The organism is Clostridium carboxidivorans P7 (genome assembly GCF_001038625.1).
GTDB classification, from domain to species: domain Bacteria; phylum Bacillota; class Clostridia; order Clostridiales; family Clostridiaceae; genus Clostridium_AM; species Clostridium_AM carboxidivorans.
On sequence record NZ_CP011803.1, the window covers coordinates 4,423,809 to 4,438,429 of the forward strand.

A 14,621-nucleotide genomic window follows, 5' to 3' on the forward strand; every position below is an offset into this window, starting at 1 on the left:
TAATCCCCTAAATCTTATACTAACTCTAGTATAACTACTTCAGCTCCGTCGCCTCTTCTTGGACCTACTTTATATATTCTAGTATATCCACCATTTCTTTCAGCATATTTAGGAGCTACTTTATCAAATAAATCCTTAACTACTTCCTCTTCTGTTACAAATGAAAGTACTTGTCTTCTAGCGTGAAGATCCCCTCTTTTTGCAAGAGTGATCATTTTTTCTGCCAAATTTTTTGTTTCTTTTGCTCTAGTTTCTGTTGTTTCTATTTTTCCATGCTTTAAAAAACTAGTAACAAGATTTCTAAGCATTGCTCTTCTTTGGTCAGTTGGACGACCCAATTTACGTTGTAATGCCATATCTATACCTCCTTACCTTCGCTTTTCTTTGAGCAAACAATGTTAATATTATTTTTTATTCTTCACTCTGTTTTAAAGATAATCCTAAGGCTTCAAGTTTTTGCTCTACTTCTTCTAAGGATTTCTTACCTAGGTTTCTAACCTTCATCATATCATCCATTGTTCTTTCTGTTAGCTCTTGAACAGTATTTATTCCTGCTCTCTTTAAACAATTATAACTTCTAACTGAAAGATCTAGTTCCTCTATAGTCATTTCTAGAACTTTTTCTTTCTTATCTTCTTCTTTTTCAACCATTATTTCAACGTTGTTAGCATGATCAGTTAATGTCATGAATAACTTAAAGTGCTCTATAAGAATTTTAGCTGATAAACTTATAGCTTCTTCTGGCATTATAGTACCATTAGTCCATACTTCAAGAGATAACTTATCGTAATCAGTAATCTGACCAACTCTTGTGTTTTCTACCACAAAGTTAACTCTTTTAATAGGAGTATAAATTGAATCTATAGCAATAGTTCCTATAGGCATATCTTCGGATTTATTTTTTGTTTGAGAAACATATCCTCTGCCTGTATTAACTTGAATTTCCATATATAACTTACCATCATCATCAAGTGTTGCTATATGTAAATCCTTATTAATTATTTCTATATCGCCATCGGTTTTTATGTCTCCTGCAACAACTTCTCCTGGTCCCTGAGCATCTATGTATATAGTCTTAGGACCCTCACCATTCATCTTTAAAGCTAGACACTTTATGTTTAAAACTAATTCAGCAACATCTTCTTTTACTCCACGAACAGTTGAAAATTCATGAAGCACACCATCTATTTTTATATGGTTTGCAGCAACTCCTGGTAAAGAAGAAAGAAGAATTCTTCTTAATGCATTACCAAGAGTGATACCATAACCTCTTTCTAATGGTTCTACAACAAATTTGCCATAGGAACCATCTTCATTAACTTCAACACATTCTATTTTAGGCTTTTCTATTTCTAACATGAATATAACCCTCCTTCTATTTATATTTCAATTTATTTTGAGGGCAACTGATTCTAATATTAATCAATTATTACTTACTATATAACTCTACTATTAATGTTTCGTTAACAGGAACATCGATATCTTCTCTTGAAGGTTCTCTAACTATTTTTCCTTCAAAGTTTTCTGGATTTCCCTCTAACCAAGCTGGTAAAGCCTTTGGATTTTCAGCAAAAGTCTTGAACCTTTCAGTTGATCTGCTCTTTTCGCTTACAGTTATAACATCTCCAGCTGAAACTTGATAAGAAGCAATATCTACTTTCTTACCATTTATTAAGAAATGTCCGTGTGTTACTAATTGTCTAGCTTCAGCTCTTGAATTTCCATAGCCAAATTTATAAGCTACGTTATCAAGTCTCATTTCAAGAAGTTTTAACAAGTTTTCACCTGATATACCTCTTTTTCTTTCAGCCTTTTCATAGTATGTTCTGAACTGTCCTTCTAGTACTCCGTATATTCTTCTAGCTTTTTGTTTTTCTCTTAATTGTAATCCGTAGTTAGAAACTTTCTTTCTACTTTGTCCGTGCTGTCCAGGTGCATAACCTCTTCTTGAAACTGCACATTTATCTGTAAAGCATCTATCACCTTTAAGGAATAATTTTAATCCTTCTCTTCTACATAATCTGCATACTGCTCCAGTATATCTTGCCATTAAATTTACACCTCCTATTACCTAAACTCTTCTTCTTTTTGGTGGTCTGCATCCGTTATGTGGTATTGGAGTAACATCTTTAATCAATGTAACTTCTAATCCAGCAGCTTGTAGTGATCTTATTGCAGCTTCTCTACCTGCTCCTGGTCCCTTAACGTATACTTCAACACTCTTTAATCCATGTTCCATAGCTGCCTTTGCTGATGTTTCAGCGGCCATCTGAGCAGCAAATGGAGTGCTTTTTCTTGATCCTCTAAATCCTAATCCACCTGCACTAGCCCATGATAATGCATTTCCTACAGCATCAGTTATAGTTACTATTGAATTATTGAAAGTTGATTTTATATGTGCACAGCCATGTTCAACATTTTTTCTTTCTTTTCTTCTTCTTGTCTTTTTATTCTTTGATCCAGCTGCCATCTTTTTCCCTCCTTACACTAAGTTATTTCTTTTTCTTAGCTCCTATCATTTTCTTAGGACCTTTTCTTGTTCTTGCATTTGTCTTTGTCTTTTGTCCTCTTACTGGAAGACCTCTTCTATGTCTTATTCCTCTATAACATCCAATTTCAATTAATCTCTTTATGTTAAGAGCAATCTCTCTTCTTAAGTCACCTTCAACTTTTACGTTCTTGTTAACATAGTCTCTTAATGCATTAACTTCTTCTTCACTTAAATCCTTAACTCTAATATCTGGATTTACTCCTGTTTCACTAAGGATTTTGTGAGAAGTTGGTAATCCTATGCCATATATATAAGTTAGACCTATTTCTACTCTTTTTTCCTTTGGTAGGTCAACACCTGCTATTCTTGCCATTAAAATTTACACCTCCTGAATATCTAGTTGGTATGGATTATTTTTTATATAAAGTTCTAGGTCAATAGAATAATTTTAATTCTATATGCAGCCGCATCCTAAAACATTAATAACTTAAAATTCTACTTCTAATTTATGATTTATTAGCCTTGTTTTTGCTTATGCTTAGGATTTTCACAGATAACCATTACTCTTCCTTTTCTTTTTATAATTTTACATTTTTCACACATAGGCTTAACTGATGGTCTTACTTTCATAGCTAACCCTCCTTATTTTGCTCTCCAGGTTATTCTTCCACGACTTAAATCATATGGAGAAAGCTCTACTGTAACTTTATCACCTGGAAGAATTCTTATAAAATTCATTCTTAATTTACCTGATATATGTGCCAATATTTTATGTCCGCTTTCCAATTCTACTTCAAACATTGCATTAGGTAACGCTTCTAAAACAGTACCCTGCATTTCTATAACATCATCTTTTGACATAAGGTAATCAAACCTCCTTATTATTGTCGTAAGACTGCAAAAATTTTCTTATTGTCGCACTATTAATTCTTTCATTTGATATTAATAGATTTCTTATTTCTTCAGCTACAGAATTAGTAAAGTTTAAATGCTTCACTTTTTTCTTTTTTGGTCTTTCTACAGTTCTAAGGTCTCCATCACAAATATAAACATATTTATCATCCAGCACACTTAGTATTATAAAGAATTTACCTTTATCCCTTCCTGCTTTTGAACAAACTATCTTTCCTATACAGCTATTACTGTCTAACAACATATTCACCTCTATTAAATTAAGGTCAGTATCTCAGGACCGTTATCTAAAATAGCAACGGTATTTTCATAATGAGCTGATAGGCTTCCATCCATTGTCACAACAGTCCAATTATTAGGTTGTGTTTCTACACGGTATTCACCTGCATTTACCATAGGTTCTATGGCGAGCACAATACCCCGAGTTAATTTCGGACCTCTTCCAGGCCTTCCATAGTTAGGTACTTCAGGATCTTCATGCATATCTTTGCCTATACCATGACCTACATATTCTCTTACTATAGAATACCCAAAGCTTTCAGCATAAGTTTGAATAGATGCGGAAATATCAGTTAATCTATTACCAACAATGGCTTTTTCAACACCTTTAAAGAAACTTTCTTTTGTTACTTCAATTAACTTTTTAGCTTCTTCAGAGATTTTACCTACAGCAAAAGTTCTTGCTGCATCTCCTTGATATCCATTTAATATAGCTCCACAATCAACACTTATTATATCGCCTTCTTGTAAAACTACACTCTTATTAGGAATACCATGAACTACTTCTTTATTAACTGAAGTACATATTGAACCTGGAAAACCACAATATCCTTTGAAGGATGGTTTTCCACCTTGTTGTGTAATATAGTCTTCTGCAATTCTATCCAATTCTGCAGTCGTTATACCAGGTTTTACTACCTCTTCAAGCTTTAACAGGGTATTTGCAACAACTTTACCTGCCTGCCTCATATACTCAATTTCTGTGTCTGTCTTAATTATTATCATTTACCAACAGCTCCTAGAACATTACAAATTTTATCAAAAACTTTTGTTATTTCTCCTGTTCCTTCCACTGCAGAGAGTATATCCTGATCTTTATAGTATTGAATAAGTGGCTGAGTCTGCCTATCATATACATCTAGTCTTTCTTTAACTGTTGCTTCAGTGTCATCTTTTCTTTGTATTAAAGCGCCATCACAAGCATCACATTTTCCTTCAATTTTAGAAGGATTAAACTTTATATGATAACTAGCTCCACACTTTGAACAAACTCTTCTTCCTGTCATTCTTTCTAAGATAAATTCCTTTGGAACATCTATAAGTAATGCAGTATCAATTTTTTGTTCATTATCATTTAAAAATGAATCTAAAGCTTCAGCCTGTTTAACTGTTCTTGGAAATCCATCTAATAAAAAGCCGTTTTTACAGTCATCTTCCATTAATCTATCTTTTACTATACCTATAGTAACTTCATCTGGAACTAGCTTTCCATTATCCATATATGTCTTAGCCTCAATTCCAAGAGGAGTTTTTTCTGAAATATTTTTTCTGAAAATATCCCCTGTAGATATATGAGGTATTGAAAACTTTTCACTAATTAATTTGGCCTGAGTTCCCTTTCCAGCTCCTGGAGGACCTAATAAAATTATTTTCACTTGAATCATCTCCAAATATTTTTATTACCTTAAGAACCCTTGGTAATGACGCATTACTAACTGCGACTCTATTTGTTTTATAGTTTCTATAGCAACATTTACGATTATTAGTAAACCAGTAGCACCAAAGTATATACCTTTAAAGTTAGTATGAGATTGGGCTATCATTGGTATTACCGCTATCAATCCAGCAAAAGCTCCACCAAGTATTGAAACTTTAGCAAGAACTCTTTCTATGTGCTCTGTTGTAGGTTCTCCCGGTCTTATTCCTGGTATAAATCCTGATGATTTATGCATGTTTTCCGACATTTCTTCAGGTTTTAAAGTAACTTCTGTATAAAACCAAGTAAAGAATATTGTCAATAAGAAATAAGTCAATGCATATTGCCAGCTTCCATCTACAAATATACTAAACTTGCCTGTAGTTACAAACTTATAGAAAGGTGAATTTGGCCAAAATTGACCTATAGTCATTGGAAACTGCATAACAGATATTGCAAAGATTATTCCAATAACTGCTGATCCATTTACATTAATCGGAATGTGAGTGGATTGACCCTTATAGAGTTTTCCACCTGACGTCTTTCCTGCATATTGTATAGGAATTCTTCTTTCTGATAAAGTCATAATTACTACTGATACAAACATTGCAAATGCCACTATAACAAGTGCTACAAGCTCAATAAAATTAATAGTCTCCATTTTTTGTAGTCCAACAATTTGATTTAATGTAGTTGGAAATCTCGAAACAATATTTACAAATATTAAAAGAGAAATACCATTTCCAATTCCACTGTCAGTAATCCTATCACCAAGCCAAATTAAAAACGTTGAAGCTGTAGTTAATGTGAGCATTATCAAAAATGCATTAAGCTTATTACTTGGATCATGAAGCGCATTAGCTCTAGCTATTATAACATATGTACTAATAGCTTGAATAGCTGCTAAAGGTACTGCAGCATATCTTGTATATTGCTGTAACTTCTTTCTACCATCGTCTCCTTCTTTAGAAAGTTGTTCTAATGCAGGAACTGCAATTTGTAATAACTGCATTATGATAGAAGAGTTAATGAATGGTACAACACCAAGAGCAAATATACTAAATCTACTGAATGCACCACCTGCTATCAAATCATAAAATCCGAATAGCGATCCACCTTTAGTTAAATCAGCAAGCTTTGTAGTATCAATTCCAGGAACAGGAATAAAATTTCCCATCCTGAAAATTGCTATCATTAGTATTGTAAACAATAATCTTTTTCTTAACTCCGGAACTTTCCAGGCATTACGCAAGGTTGATAACATCTACTATATCACCTCAACTTTTCCTCCAAGTGCCTCTATTTTTTCTATAGCTACTTGTGAGAATTTCGCAGCTTTTACAGTTAACTTTTTCTGTAAATCGCCGTTTCCAAGTATCTTAACACCATTTTTTGCTTTTCTTACCATTCCTTTTGATAATAGTAATTCTGGTGTAACTTCAGTGCCATCTTCAAATATGTTTAATCTATCAACATTTATAGTTGAAAATTCTTTTGCAAATATATTTGTAAATCCTCTTTTTGGGAGTCTTCTGAATAAAGGCATTTGTCCGCCTTCAAAACCTAATCTAACTCCGCCGCCGGATCTAGCTTTTTGTCCTTTTTCACCTTTACCAGCATTTCTTCCTAAACCTGAACCAGTACCTCTTCCTACTCTTTTAGGAGCTTTTCTTGATCCTGCTGCTGGTTTTAATTCATGAAGTTTCATTTCAACTTACACCTCCTCTGTTTTATGCCTCTTCTACATTTAGAAGATAGCTAACTTTATTTATCATGCCTTTAATTTGAGGAGTATCCTCATGTTCTACAATTTTTCCTATTTTCTTTAATCCAAGAGCATTAACAGTAGCTATATGATCTTTTTTTCTTCCTATTAAGCTCTTAGTTAAAGTTATTTTAAGTTTAGCCAAGGTTCGTTCCCCCCTAACCTAAAATTTCTTCAACGGATTTACCTCTAAGATTAGCAACATGTTCTACTGTTCTTAATCTTGATAAACCGTTTATAGTAGCATTAACCATATTTCTTGGATTGTTAGATCCTAAAGATTTTGCTCTAACATCCTTTAATCCAGCAAGTTCAAGTACTGCTCTAGCAGGACCTCCTGCTATAACTCCTGTACCTTCTGATGCTGTCATTATAAGTACTCTTCCAGTACCAAATTCACCTTGTATATCATGTGGTACTGTTGTACCAACCATTGCAACTTCTACTAGATTCTTTTTAGCATCTTCGATGCCTTTTCTGATTGCTTCAGGTATTTCTATAGATTTACCAGTTCCCACACCTACGTGTCCGTTCTCGTCACCAACAACTACAAGGGCACTAAATCTAAAGTTTCTACCACCTTTAACAACCTTAGCAACTCTGTTTATAAATACAACTTTTTCTTTAAGATTTAAAGTGCTAGGATCGATTCTCATTTATTTCCCTCCTTCTTAGAATTGTAAACCAGCCTCTCTTGCGCCTTCTGCAAGATTCTGTACTCTTCCGTGATATACGTATCCGCCTCTATCAAAAACTACTTCTTTTATTCCATGTTCAATAGCTCTCTTAGCTATTATTTCACCAACTTTTTTAGCTGATTCTTTATTACTGCCTATGCCTTCGAAATCTTTATCCAAAGTTGAAGCAGAAACTAAAGTTTTTCCATTTATATCATCTATTATTTGAGCATATATATTTTTTTCACTTCTATATACTGCAAATCTAGGTCTTTCAGTTGTTCCAAAAATTTTCTTACGAACTCTAAGATGACGTCTTACTCTAGCTTTTTTTCTGTCGTCTTTATTGAACATAAAAGTCACTCCTTTCTATTATTTCTTACCAGTCTTACCTTCTTTACGTCTTATAACTTCATTTTCGTATTTGATACCTTTTCCCTTATAAGGTTCAGGCTTTCTCCAAGTTCTTATATCTGCTGCAACGGCACCAACTAATTCTTTATCAATACCTCTAACAATAACTTTAGTAGCAGCAGGTGTTTCAAATACTACGCCTTCAGCTGGTTCTATTTCAACTGGATGTGAATATCCAAGATTCATAACTAATTTTTTACCTTGTAACTGAGCTCTGTAACCAACACCTACTAATTCTAGTGTTTTTGCATATCCTTCAGTTACTCCGATAACCATGTTATTTATTAGTGCTCTTGTTAATCCGTGAAGAGCTCTTACATTTTTTACATCACTGTCTCTTGTAACAACTACATGGTTGTCTTCAAGAGCTATATTTACATCTTTGCTCATAGCTCTAACAAGTTGGCCTTTTGGTCCTTTTACAGTAACAACGTTGTCTGGTGTTACTGTAACAGTTGCGCCGTTTGGTATAGCTACTGGGAGCTTTCCTATTCTTGACATGATTACACCTCCTGTATTCCTATAGGCACATAACAAGCTTAGTTTGCTATATATCCTAATTACTTTGACTTAAGTAATAATACTTTACATTTCTTTTATATCTTCAAATTACCATATGTAGCAAAGAACTTCTCCGCCTACTCCAAGTTTTGTTGCTTCTCTATCTGTAACAATCCCCTTTGAAGTTGATATTACAGCTATTCCTAAGCCATTTAAAACTTTTGGTATTTCTTCTTTTCTGCAATAAACTCTTAGTCCTGGTTTAGATATTCTCTTAAGACCAGTTATAACTCTTTCTTTGCTTTGACCATACTTCATTGCAAGTCTTAGCATATTAACAGAACCATCTGTATATTCCTCTACGTCTTTTATATATCCTTCTTGAAGCATTATATTTAAAATATCCTTCTTTATGTTAGAAGAAGGTACTTCTACTATTTCATGTCTAACTATATTTGCGTTTCTTATACGTGTAAGTAAGTCTGCGATAGGATCAGTCATTACCATTTATTGTGCCTCCTTTCATTAACAATCATCATTACCAACTTGCTTTTCTACATCCTGGTATTTCACCTTTGTAAGCAAGTTCTCTGAAACAAATACGGCATATACCAAACTTTCTTAATACAGAATGAGGTCTTCCACAAATTCTGCATCTAGTGTAAGCTCTAGTTGAATATTTCGGTTCCTTATTCCATTTTTCTATTAAAGCTTTACGTGCCACGTTTTTCCCTCCTTATTTCTGAGCGAATGGCATTCCAAGGAATCTTAACAATTCTCTTGCTTCTTCGTCAGTGTTTGCAGTTGTAACGAAGATTATATCCATACCTCTTACTTTGTCTATTTTATCATATTCTATTTCTGGGAACATTAACTGCTCTTTAACTCCTAATGAATAATTTCCTCTTCCATCAAAAGCTTTATCTGAAACTCCTGAGAAGTCTCTAACTCTTGGTAAAGCAACATTCATTAATTTATCTGCAAATTCATACATTTTATCTTTTCTTAATGTAACTTTGCATCCTATTGCCATGTCTTCTCTTATTTTAAAGTTAGCAATAGATTTCTTTGCTCTTGTCAAAATTGGTTTTTGACCTGTAATGATTGTTAAATCACTTACTGCTGCTTCTAAAACCTTTGGATTATCCTTTGCTTCACCAACACCCATATTGATAACTATTTTCTCTAGCTTTGGTATTTCCATTACATTTTTGTATCCGAATTTATCCATTAAAGCCGAACTTACTTCCTTTTGGTATTTTTCTTGTAATCTTGTGATCATTATTTCGCCCTCCTTTCAAAGATTAGAATGTTTCTCCGCACTTTTTGCAAACTCTAACTTTAGTTCCATCTTCTAATAATTTATGGCTTATTCTTGTTACTGATTTACATTTGTCACAGTACAACATTACTTTTGAACTATATATAGGAGCTTCTTTTTTAATTATTCCGCCCTGCATATTTGCTTTATTTGGTTTCTGATGTTTTGTTACTTCATTAATACCTTTAACAAGTACTTTTCCTGTCTTAGGCATTACAGCTAAAACTTCTCCAGTTTTACCCTTATCTTTTCCGGATATAACCATAACCGTGTCTTTTTTTCTAACATGTATTTTATTTAATGCCATTATAGCCACCTCCTTATCTTATAGAACTTCAGGCGCTAATGATAATATTTTTGTAAAATCCTTATCTCTTAGCTCTCTTGCAACTGGTCCGAAGATACGAGTTCCCTTTGGGTTTTTATCTTCTTTTATTATAACAGCAGCATTTTCATCAAATCTAATATAAGAACCATCAGCTCTTCTTAAACCTTTAACTGATCTTACTACAACTGCCTTTACAACTTCACCTTTTTTAACAACACCGCCTGGTGTTGCACTTTTAACGCTAGCAACTATTATATCACCAATGTTTCCCCATTTTCTTTTGGAACCACCTAATACTCTTATACACATAATTTCCTTAGCACCGGAATTATCTGCAACTTTCAACAATGTTTGTTGCTGAATCATTGAAAATACCCTCCTTTCAGCTTTATCTACTATTTAGCCTTTTCAACTATTTCTACAAGTCTCCATCTCTTATCTCTTGATAATGGTCGTGTTTCCATTATTAAAACTCTGTCATTAATTTTTGCTTCATTATTTTCATCATGAGCTTTAAATTTAGTTGTTCTATTAACTGTTTTTCCATATAATGGATGACGGACTTTTGTTTCTATTGCAACTACTATTGTCTTATCCATTTTATCAGAAACAACTCTACCTATTTTTGTTTTTCTATTTCCTCTTTCCACAGAACAAACCTCCTTTCAGTCTATGCCCTTAGCTCTTCTTCTCTAAGGATGGTCTTAATTTGGGCTATAGATTTCTTTACTTCCTTGATTCTCATTGGGTTCTCCAATTGACCTGTGGCTAACTGAAATCTTAAATTGAATAATTCGGCTTTAAGATCTCCTAGTTTACCTTGCAAGTCTAGGGGGTTGCTTTGTCTTAATTCTTGCAATTCTTTAGCCTTCATTATTTTCACCACCCACTTCTTCAAAATCTCTCCTAGTCACAAATTTAGTTTTTAAAGGTAACTTATGTGATGCAAGTCTCATAGCTTCTCTTGCAGTAGTTTCGTCAACACCTGATAACTCGAATAATACTCTACCTGGTTTAACAACGGATACCCAATATTCTGGTGATCCTTTACCAGAACCCATACGAGTTTCAGCAGGTTTTTCTGTAACTGGCTTATCTGGGAAAATCTTTATCCAAAGTTTTCCTCCTCTTTTAATGTATCTATTAATAGCTATTCTGGCAGATTCTATTTGATTGCTTGTAATCCATCCACACTCAGTAGCCTGTATAGCAAAATCTCCATATGCTATAAAGTTTCCTCTTGTAGCTTTGCCCTTCATTCTACCACGTTGTACTTTACGACGTTTAACTCTTTTAGGCATTAACATATGATATTCCTCCTTCCTATGCGTTAACTTCTTCCTGATTTTGAGCTACTTTCTTAACTGGAAGAATTTCTCCTCTATATACCCATACTTTAACTCCGATTTTTCCGTATGTTGTATCTGCTTCTGCAAATCCGTAGTCTATATCAGCTCTCAATGTTTGTAGTGGAATTGTACCTTCATGATATTGCTCAGTTCTTGCTATTTCAGCTCCGCCAAGTCTTCCTGAACATGAAGTTTTAACTCCTTTAACGCCTGTTTTCATTGCTCTTTGAATAGTTTGTTTCATTGCTCTTCTGAAAGAAATTCTCTTTTCAAGTTGTTGAGCTACACTTTCAGCCATAAGCTGTGCATCACCTTCTGCTGATTTAACTTCAACTATATTTATTAAAATATTCTTATCAGTAATTATTTTTTGAAGGCTAGCTTTTAAAGCGTTTATTCCTGAACCGCCTTTTCCTATTACCATACCAGGTTTAGCAGTAAATATGTTTAACTTAACTCTCTTAGCTGCTCTTTCAATCTGAATTTTTGAAACTCCAGCTGCAGCAGTTTTAGCCTTTACAAATTCTCTGATTTTATTATCTTCCACTAGGTTATCTGCAAAATTTTTCTTATTGGCATACCATTTAGCATCCCAATCCTTAATTACGCCAACACGTAAACCATGTGGATGTACTTTCTGTCCCATCTATTTCCCTCCTTCTTAAGCTCTTTCTTTAACAACTAGTGTTACGTGACTAGTTCTTTTCTTTATTCTGAAAGCTCTTCCTTGAGCATGTGGTCTAAATCTCTTTAATGTTGGTCCTTGGCATGCATATGCCTCTGCAACATATAAATCATTTATATCCAAACTTAAATTATTTTCTGCATTTGCAACAGCTGATTTTAAAACTTTATTAACCACTTCAGCTGCATCCTTTGGAGTATATTTTAATATAGCAAAAGCTTCATTTACATTCTTTCCTCTTATTAAGTCAAGAACAACTCCTATTTTCATTGATGACATTCTTACATACTTAACTATAGCTTTAGCTTCCATAGATATTACCTCCTTTCTAGACTATTTTAACTTACTTGATTTCTCAGTTCTATCTATATGTCCTTTAAATGTTCTAGTTAATGAAAACTCTCCTAATTTATGTCCTACCATATCCTCTGATATGTACACTGGAACATGTTTTCTTCCATCATGTACTGCAATTGTATGACCTATCATTTGTGGAAATATAGTTGAACTTCTTGACCAAGTTTTTATAACTTTCTTTTCACCTTTTTTATTCATTTCATTTATTCTATTTAAAAGCACTTCTTGAACATAAGGTCCTTTTTTAACTGATCTGCTCACGATTTGGCCTCCCTTCATACAACAGTTAATAGATAGTGAAGAGAATTTACTATTCTCTTCCTACTATTTTCTTCTCTTAATAATAAATCTATCTGAATATTTCTTATGCTTTCTAGTTTTGTATCCAAGAGCTGGTTTGCCCCATGGAGTCATTGGACTTGCGTGTCCGACTGGTGATTTACCTTCACCACCACCGTGTGGATGGTCATTAGGATTCATTACAGAACCTCTAACTGTAGGTCTAACACCCATATGTCTCTTTCTACCTGCTTTACCAATGTTTGTGATTTCATGAGTTAAGTTTGAAACTGTTCCTATAGTTGCTCTACATTCTATTTTTACATATCTCATTTCACCACTTGGAAGTCTTAAAGTAGCATATCCGCCTTCTTTAGCCATAAGTTGAGCTGATGTTCCAGCTGATCTAACAAGCTGAGCTCCTTTTCCAACAGATAATTCTACATTATGAACAACTGTACCAACAGGTATATTTTGTAGTGGAAGACAGTTACCAGTTTTTATATCAGAATCTGCTCCTGATACTATAGTATCTCCAACTTTTAATCCAACTGGAGCTATTATGTATCTCTTCTCACCATCAGTATAAACTACAAGAGCTATATATGCAGATCTGTTTGGATCATATTCTACTGTAGCTACTTTAGCTGGAATTGAATCCTTGTTTCTCTTAAAGTCTATCACTCTGTACTTTTGTTTTGCTCCGCCACCAATATGACGAACTGTTATTTTACCGTTTGCATTTCTACCACCACTTTTCTTTAATGCAACAAGAAGTGATTTTTCTGGAACATTTGTAGTTATTTCTTCAAATGTACTAACAGTCATGTTTCTTCTTGAAGGCGTGGTAGGGTTAAATCCTTTAACTGCCATCGGTATTCCCTCCTTTTTAAGCTTATCTGGTTTCTAACCAATATCGCTATATTTTAATTACATTCCTTCAAAGAACTCTATTGTCTTACTATCTTCTGTTAGCTTAACAACAGCTTTTTTATAGTCCGCTCTTTTTCCTATGTGTACGCCAACTCTTTTTGTTTTTCCCATGTATCTTGCTGTTTTAACATCTTCAACTTTAACTCCAAATACATCTTCTACTGCTCTTTTTATCATTGATTTGTTAGCGTGTATATCAACTACAAAGGTGTATTTTTTATCACTCATTGAAGACATACTCTTTTCTGTTACAATAGGTCTTCTTATGATATCATAATTAGTTAATTTCATTATGCATACACCTCCTCAATTTTTGATACAGCATCCTTAGTTATTACAAGTTTTTCATACTTTAACAAGTCATATACATTAAGATTGTTAACTGGTAGTATTTCTACACCTTGTATGTTTCTTGCTGATTTATATGCATTTTCGTTTGATTCAGATGTAACAATTAATGTTTTCTTTGCATTTAATGCATCTAACATTTTTACTACTTCTTTTGTTTTTGGAGCTTCTAATTCTAAGCTTTCCAAAACTACTATCTGTTCATCATTAACTTTACTTGTAAGAGCTGATTTCATAGCAACTCTTCTCATTGACTTTGGAACTGAAGTTCTATAATCTCTTGGTTTTACTGCAAAAACCATACCACCATGAATCCATTGTGGTGCTCTTATTGAACCCTGTCTTGCTCTACCAGTTCCTTTTTGTCTCCAAGGTTTGATTCCGCCTCCAGAAACTTCAGATCTAGTCTTAGCTGATTGAGTTCCTTGTCTTTTATTTGCAAGTAATGCAACGACTACTTGATGTAATGCGTATTGATTTACTTCAACTCCAAATACGTTATCTGAAAGTTGAACATCTCCAACTTTTTTACCTTCTTTATTAAATAATCCTACTGTAGGCATTC

At 33.7% G+C, this 14,621-nt stretch carries 30 protein-coding genes; all 30 read right to left on the minus strand.

Annotation, left to right across the window (positions count from 1 at the left end):
- Window positions 1-14 precede the first annotated feature (14 nt).
- The 30 genes from rplQ to rplD all read right to left on the minus strand — a co-directional run bounded on the left by rplQ (window position 15) and on the right by rplD (window position 14,619).
- On the minus strand, window positions 15-356 hold the full coding sequence (rplQ, locus tag Ccar_RS19670; protein ID WP_007062400.1) for a 50S ribosomal protein L17: 342 nt from the start codon (window positions 354-356) through the stop codon (window positions 15-17).
- A gap of 55 nt (window positions 357-411) precedes the next feature.
- Window positions 412-1,359 (minus strand): DNA-directed RNA polymerase subunit alpha, encoded by a 948-nt coding sequence (locus Ccar_RS19675; protein ID WP_007062399.1) that lies wholly within the window; start codon window positions 1,357-1,359, stop codon window positions 412-414.
- A 70-nt stretch (window positions 1,360-1,429) separates the two neighbouring features.
- Window positions 1,430-2,050, minus strand: a complete 621-nt coding sequence (rpsD, locus tag Ccar_RS19680; RefSeq protein ID WP_007062398.1) for a 30S ribosomal protein S4 — start codon at window positions 2,048-2,050, stop codon at window positions 1,430-1,432.
- Window positions 2,051-2,071: 21 nt separating this feature from the next.
- Window positions 2,072-2,470, minus strand: coding sequence for a 30S ribosomal protein S11 (rpsK, locus tag Ccar_RS19685; RefSeq protein WP_007062397.1), 399 nt, complete (start codon window positions 2,468-2,470; stop codon window positions 2,072-2,074).
- Between the two features lie 22 nt (window positions 2,471-2,492).
- Window positions 2,493-2,864, minus strand: coding sequence for a 30S ribosomal protein S13 (rpsM, locus tag Ccar_RS19690; protein ID WP_007062396.1), 372 nt, complete (start codon window positions 2,862-2,864; stop codon window positions 2,493-2,495).
- 143 nt (window positions 2,865-3,007) lie between these two features.
- Window positions 3,008-3,121, minus strand: coding sequence for a 50S ribosomal protein L36 (gene rpmJ / locus Ccar_RS19695; RefSeq protein ID WP_007062395.1), 114 nt, complete (start codon window positions 3,119-3,121; stop codon window positions 3,008-3,010).
- Window positions 3,122-3,133: 12 nt separating this feature from the next.
- Complete coding sequence (gene infA / locus Ccar_RS19700; RefSeq protein WP_007062394.1) at window positions 3,134-3,352, minus strand: translation initiation factor IF-1; 219 nt, start codon at window positions 3,350-3,352, stop codon at window positions 3,134-3,136.
- Window positions 3,353-3,359: 7 nt separating this feature from the next.
- Complete coding sequence (locus tag Ccar_RS19705; protein WP_007062393.1) at window positions 3,360-3,647, minus strand: KOW domain-containing RNA-binding protein; 288 nt, start codon at window positions 3,645-3,647, stop codon at window positions 3,360-3,362.
- A gap of 11 nt (window positions 3,648-3,658) precedes the next feature.
- Window positions 3,659-4,408: a type I methionyl aminopeptidase gene (gene map / locus Ccar_RS19710; RefSeq protein ID WP_007062392.1), complete on the minus strand. Its 750-nt coding sequence runs from the start codon at window positions 4,406-4,408 to the stop codon at window positions 3,659-3,661.
- Window positions 4,405-5,058, minus strand: coding sequence for an adenylate kinase (locus Ccar_RS19715; RefSeq protein ID WP_007062391.1), 654 nt, complete (start codon window positions 5,056-5,058; stop codon window positions 4,405-4,407). Before Ccar_RS19715 ends, map begins: the two co-directional genes overlap by 4 nt.
- A gap of 24 nt (window positions 5,059-5,082) precedes the next feature.
- A complete protein-coding gene (gene secY / locus Ccar_RS19720) occupies window positions 5,083-6,363 on the minus strand; it encodes a preprotein translocase subunit SecY (RefSeq protein ID WP_007062390.1) in 1,281 nt (426 codons plus the stop codon).
- Window positions 6,364-6,366: 3 nt separating this feature from the next.
- Window positions 6,367-6,807 (minus strand): 50S ribosomal protein L15, encoded by a 441-nt coding sequence (gene rplO, locus Ccar_RS19725; RefSeq protein WP_007062389.1) that lies wholly within the window; start codon window positions 6,805-6,807, stop codon window positions 6,367-6,369.
- 22 nt (window positions 6,808-6,829) lie between these two features.
- Window positions 6,830-7,009 (minus strand): 50S ribosomal protein L30, encoded by a 180-nt coding sequence (rpmD, locus tag Ccar_RS19730; RefSeq protein WP_007062388.1) that lies wholly within the window; start codon window positions 7,007-7,009, stop codon window positions 6,830-6,832.
- 13 nt (window positions 7,010-7,022) lie between these two features.
- On the minus strand, window positions 7,023-7,520 hold the full coding sequence (gene rpsE, locus Ccar_RS19735; protein WP_007062387.1) for a 30S ribosomal protein S5: 498 nt from the start codon (window positions 7,518-7,520) through the stop codon (window positions 7,023-7,025).
- 15 nt (window positions 7,521-7,535) lie between these two features.
- Window positions 7,536-7,895, minus strand: a complete 360-nt coding sequence (gene rplR, locus Ccar_RS19740) for a 50S ribosomal protein L18 (RefSeq protein ID WP_007062386.1) — start codon at window positions 7,893-7,895, stop codon at window positions 7,536-7,538.
- Window positions 7,896-7,913: 18 nt separating this feature from the next.
- Window positions 7,914-8,456 (minus strand): 50S ribosomal protein L6, encoded by a 543-nt coding sequence (gene rplF, locus Ccar_RS19745; protein ID WP_007062385.1) that lies wholly within the window; start codon window positions 8,454-8,456, stop codon window positions 7,914-7,916.
- A gap of 108 nt (window positions 8,457-8,564) precedes the next feature.
- Window positions 8,565-8,963 carry a 30S ribosomal protein S8 gene (rpsH, locus tag Ccar_RS19750; protein ID WP_007062384.1) on the minus strand — a complete coding sequence of 133 codons (399 nt, stop codon included), beginning with the start codon at window positions 8,961-8,963 and terminating at the stop codon, window positions 8,565-8,567.
- A 31-nt stretch (window positions 8,964-8,994) separates the two neighbouring features.
- The gene (locus Ccar_RS19755) at window positions 8,995-9,180 is read right to left on the minus strand and encodes a type Z 30S ribosomal protein S14 (RefSeq protein ID WP_007062383.1); all 186 of its coding nucleotides are present in this window, start codon (window positions 9,178-9,180) and stop codon (window positions 8,995-8,997) included.
- A 12-nt stretch (window positions 9,181-9,192) separates the two neighbouring features.
- Window positions 9,193-9,738, minus strand: a complete 546-nt coding sequence (gene rplE, locus Ccar_RS19760; RefSeq protein WP_007062382.1) for a 50S ribosomal protein L5 — start codon at window positions 9,736-9,738, stop codon at window positions 9,193-9,195.
- Between the two features lie 22 nt (window positions 9,739-9,760).
- Entirely contained in the window at window positions 9,761-10,084 is a 324-nt protein-coding gene (gene rplX, locus Ccar_RS19765) for a 50S ribosomal protein L24 (RefSeq protein WP_007062381.1), read from the minus strand.
- Between the two features lie 18 nt (window positions 10,085-10,102).
- Entirely contained in the window at window positions 10,103-10,471 is a 369-nt protein-coding gene (rplN, locus tag Ccar_RS19770; RefSeq protein WP_007062380.1) for a 50S ribosomal protein L14, read from the minus strand.
- A 29-nt stretch (window positions 10,472-10,500) separates the two neighbouring features.
- On the minus strand, window positions 10,501-10,755 hold the full coding sequence (rpsQ, locus tag Ccar_RS19775; protein WP_007062379.1) for a 30S ribosomal protein S17: 255 nt from the start codon (window positions 10,753-10,755) through the stop codon (window positions 10,501-10,503).
- Window positions 10,756-10,775: 20 nt separating this feature from the next.
- Window positions 10,776-10,979 (minus strand): 50S ribosomal protein L29, encoded by a 204-nt coding sequence (rpmC, locus tag Ccar_RS19780; RefSeq protein ID WP_007062378.1) that lies wholly within the window; start codon window positions 10,977-10,979, stop codon window positions 10,776-10,778.
- The gene (gene rplP / locus Ccar_RS19785; protein WP_007062377.1) at window positions 10,969-11,412 is read right to left on the minus strand and encodes a 50S ribosomal protein L16; all 444 of its coding nucleotides are present in this window, start codon (window positions 11,410-11,412) and stop codon (window positions 10,969-10,971) included. Before rplP ends, rpmC begins: the two co-directional genes overlap by 11 nt.
- Before the next feature lie 16 nt (window positions 11,413-11,428).
- Window positions 11,429-12,100, minus strand: a complete 672-nt coding sequence (gene rpsC / locus Ccar_RS19790; protein ID WP_007062376.1) for a 30S ribosomal protein S3 — start codon at window positions 12,098-12,100, stop codon at window positions 11,429-11,431.
- Between the two features lie 15 nt (window positions 12,101-12,115).
- Entirely contained in the window at window positions 12,116-12,451 is a 336-nt protein-coding gene (rplV, locus tag Ccar_RS19795) for a 50S ribosomal protein L22 (RefSeq protein ID WP_007062375.1), read from the minus strand.
- Window positions 12,452-12,472: 21 nt separating this feature from the next.
- Window positions 12,473-12,757 carry a 30S ribosomal protein S19 gene (rpsS, locus tag Ccar_RS19800; RefSeq protein ID WP_007062374.1) on the minus strand — a complete coding sequence of 95 codons (285 nt, stop codon included), beginning with the start codon at window positions 12,755-12,757 and terminating at the stop codon, window positions 12,473-12,475.
- Between the two features lie 63 nt (window positions 12,758-12,820).
- On the minus strand, window positions 12,821-13,648 hold the full coding sequence (gene rplB / locus Ccar_RS19805; protein WP_007062373.1) for a 50S ribosomal protein L2: 828 nt from the start codon (window positions 13,646-13,648) through the stop codon (window positions 12,821-12,823).
- Between the two features lie 57 nt (window positions 13,649-13,705).
- Window positions 13,706-13,999 carry a 50S ribosomal protein L23 gene (gene rplW / locus Ccar_RS19810; RefSeq protein WP_007062372.1) on the minus strand — a complete coding sequence of 98 codons (294 nt, stop codon included), beginning with the start codon at window positions 13,997-13,999 and terminating at the stop codon, window positions 13,706-13,708.
- Complete coding sequence (gene rplD, locus Ccar_RS19815; protein WP_007062371.1) at window positions 13,999-14,619, minus strand: 50S ribosomal protein L4; 621 nt, start codon at window positions 14,617-14,619, stop codon at window positions 13,999-14,001. The genes rplW and rplD overlap by 1 nt, the downstream gene beginning before the upstream one ends.
- Window positions 14,620-14,621 lie beyond the last annotated feature (2 nt).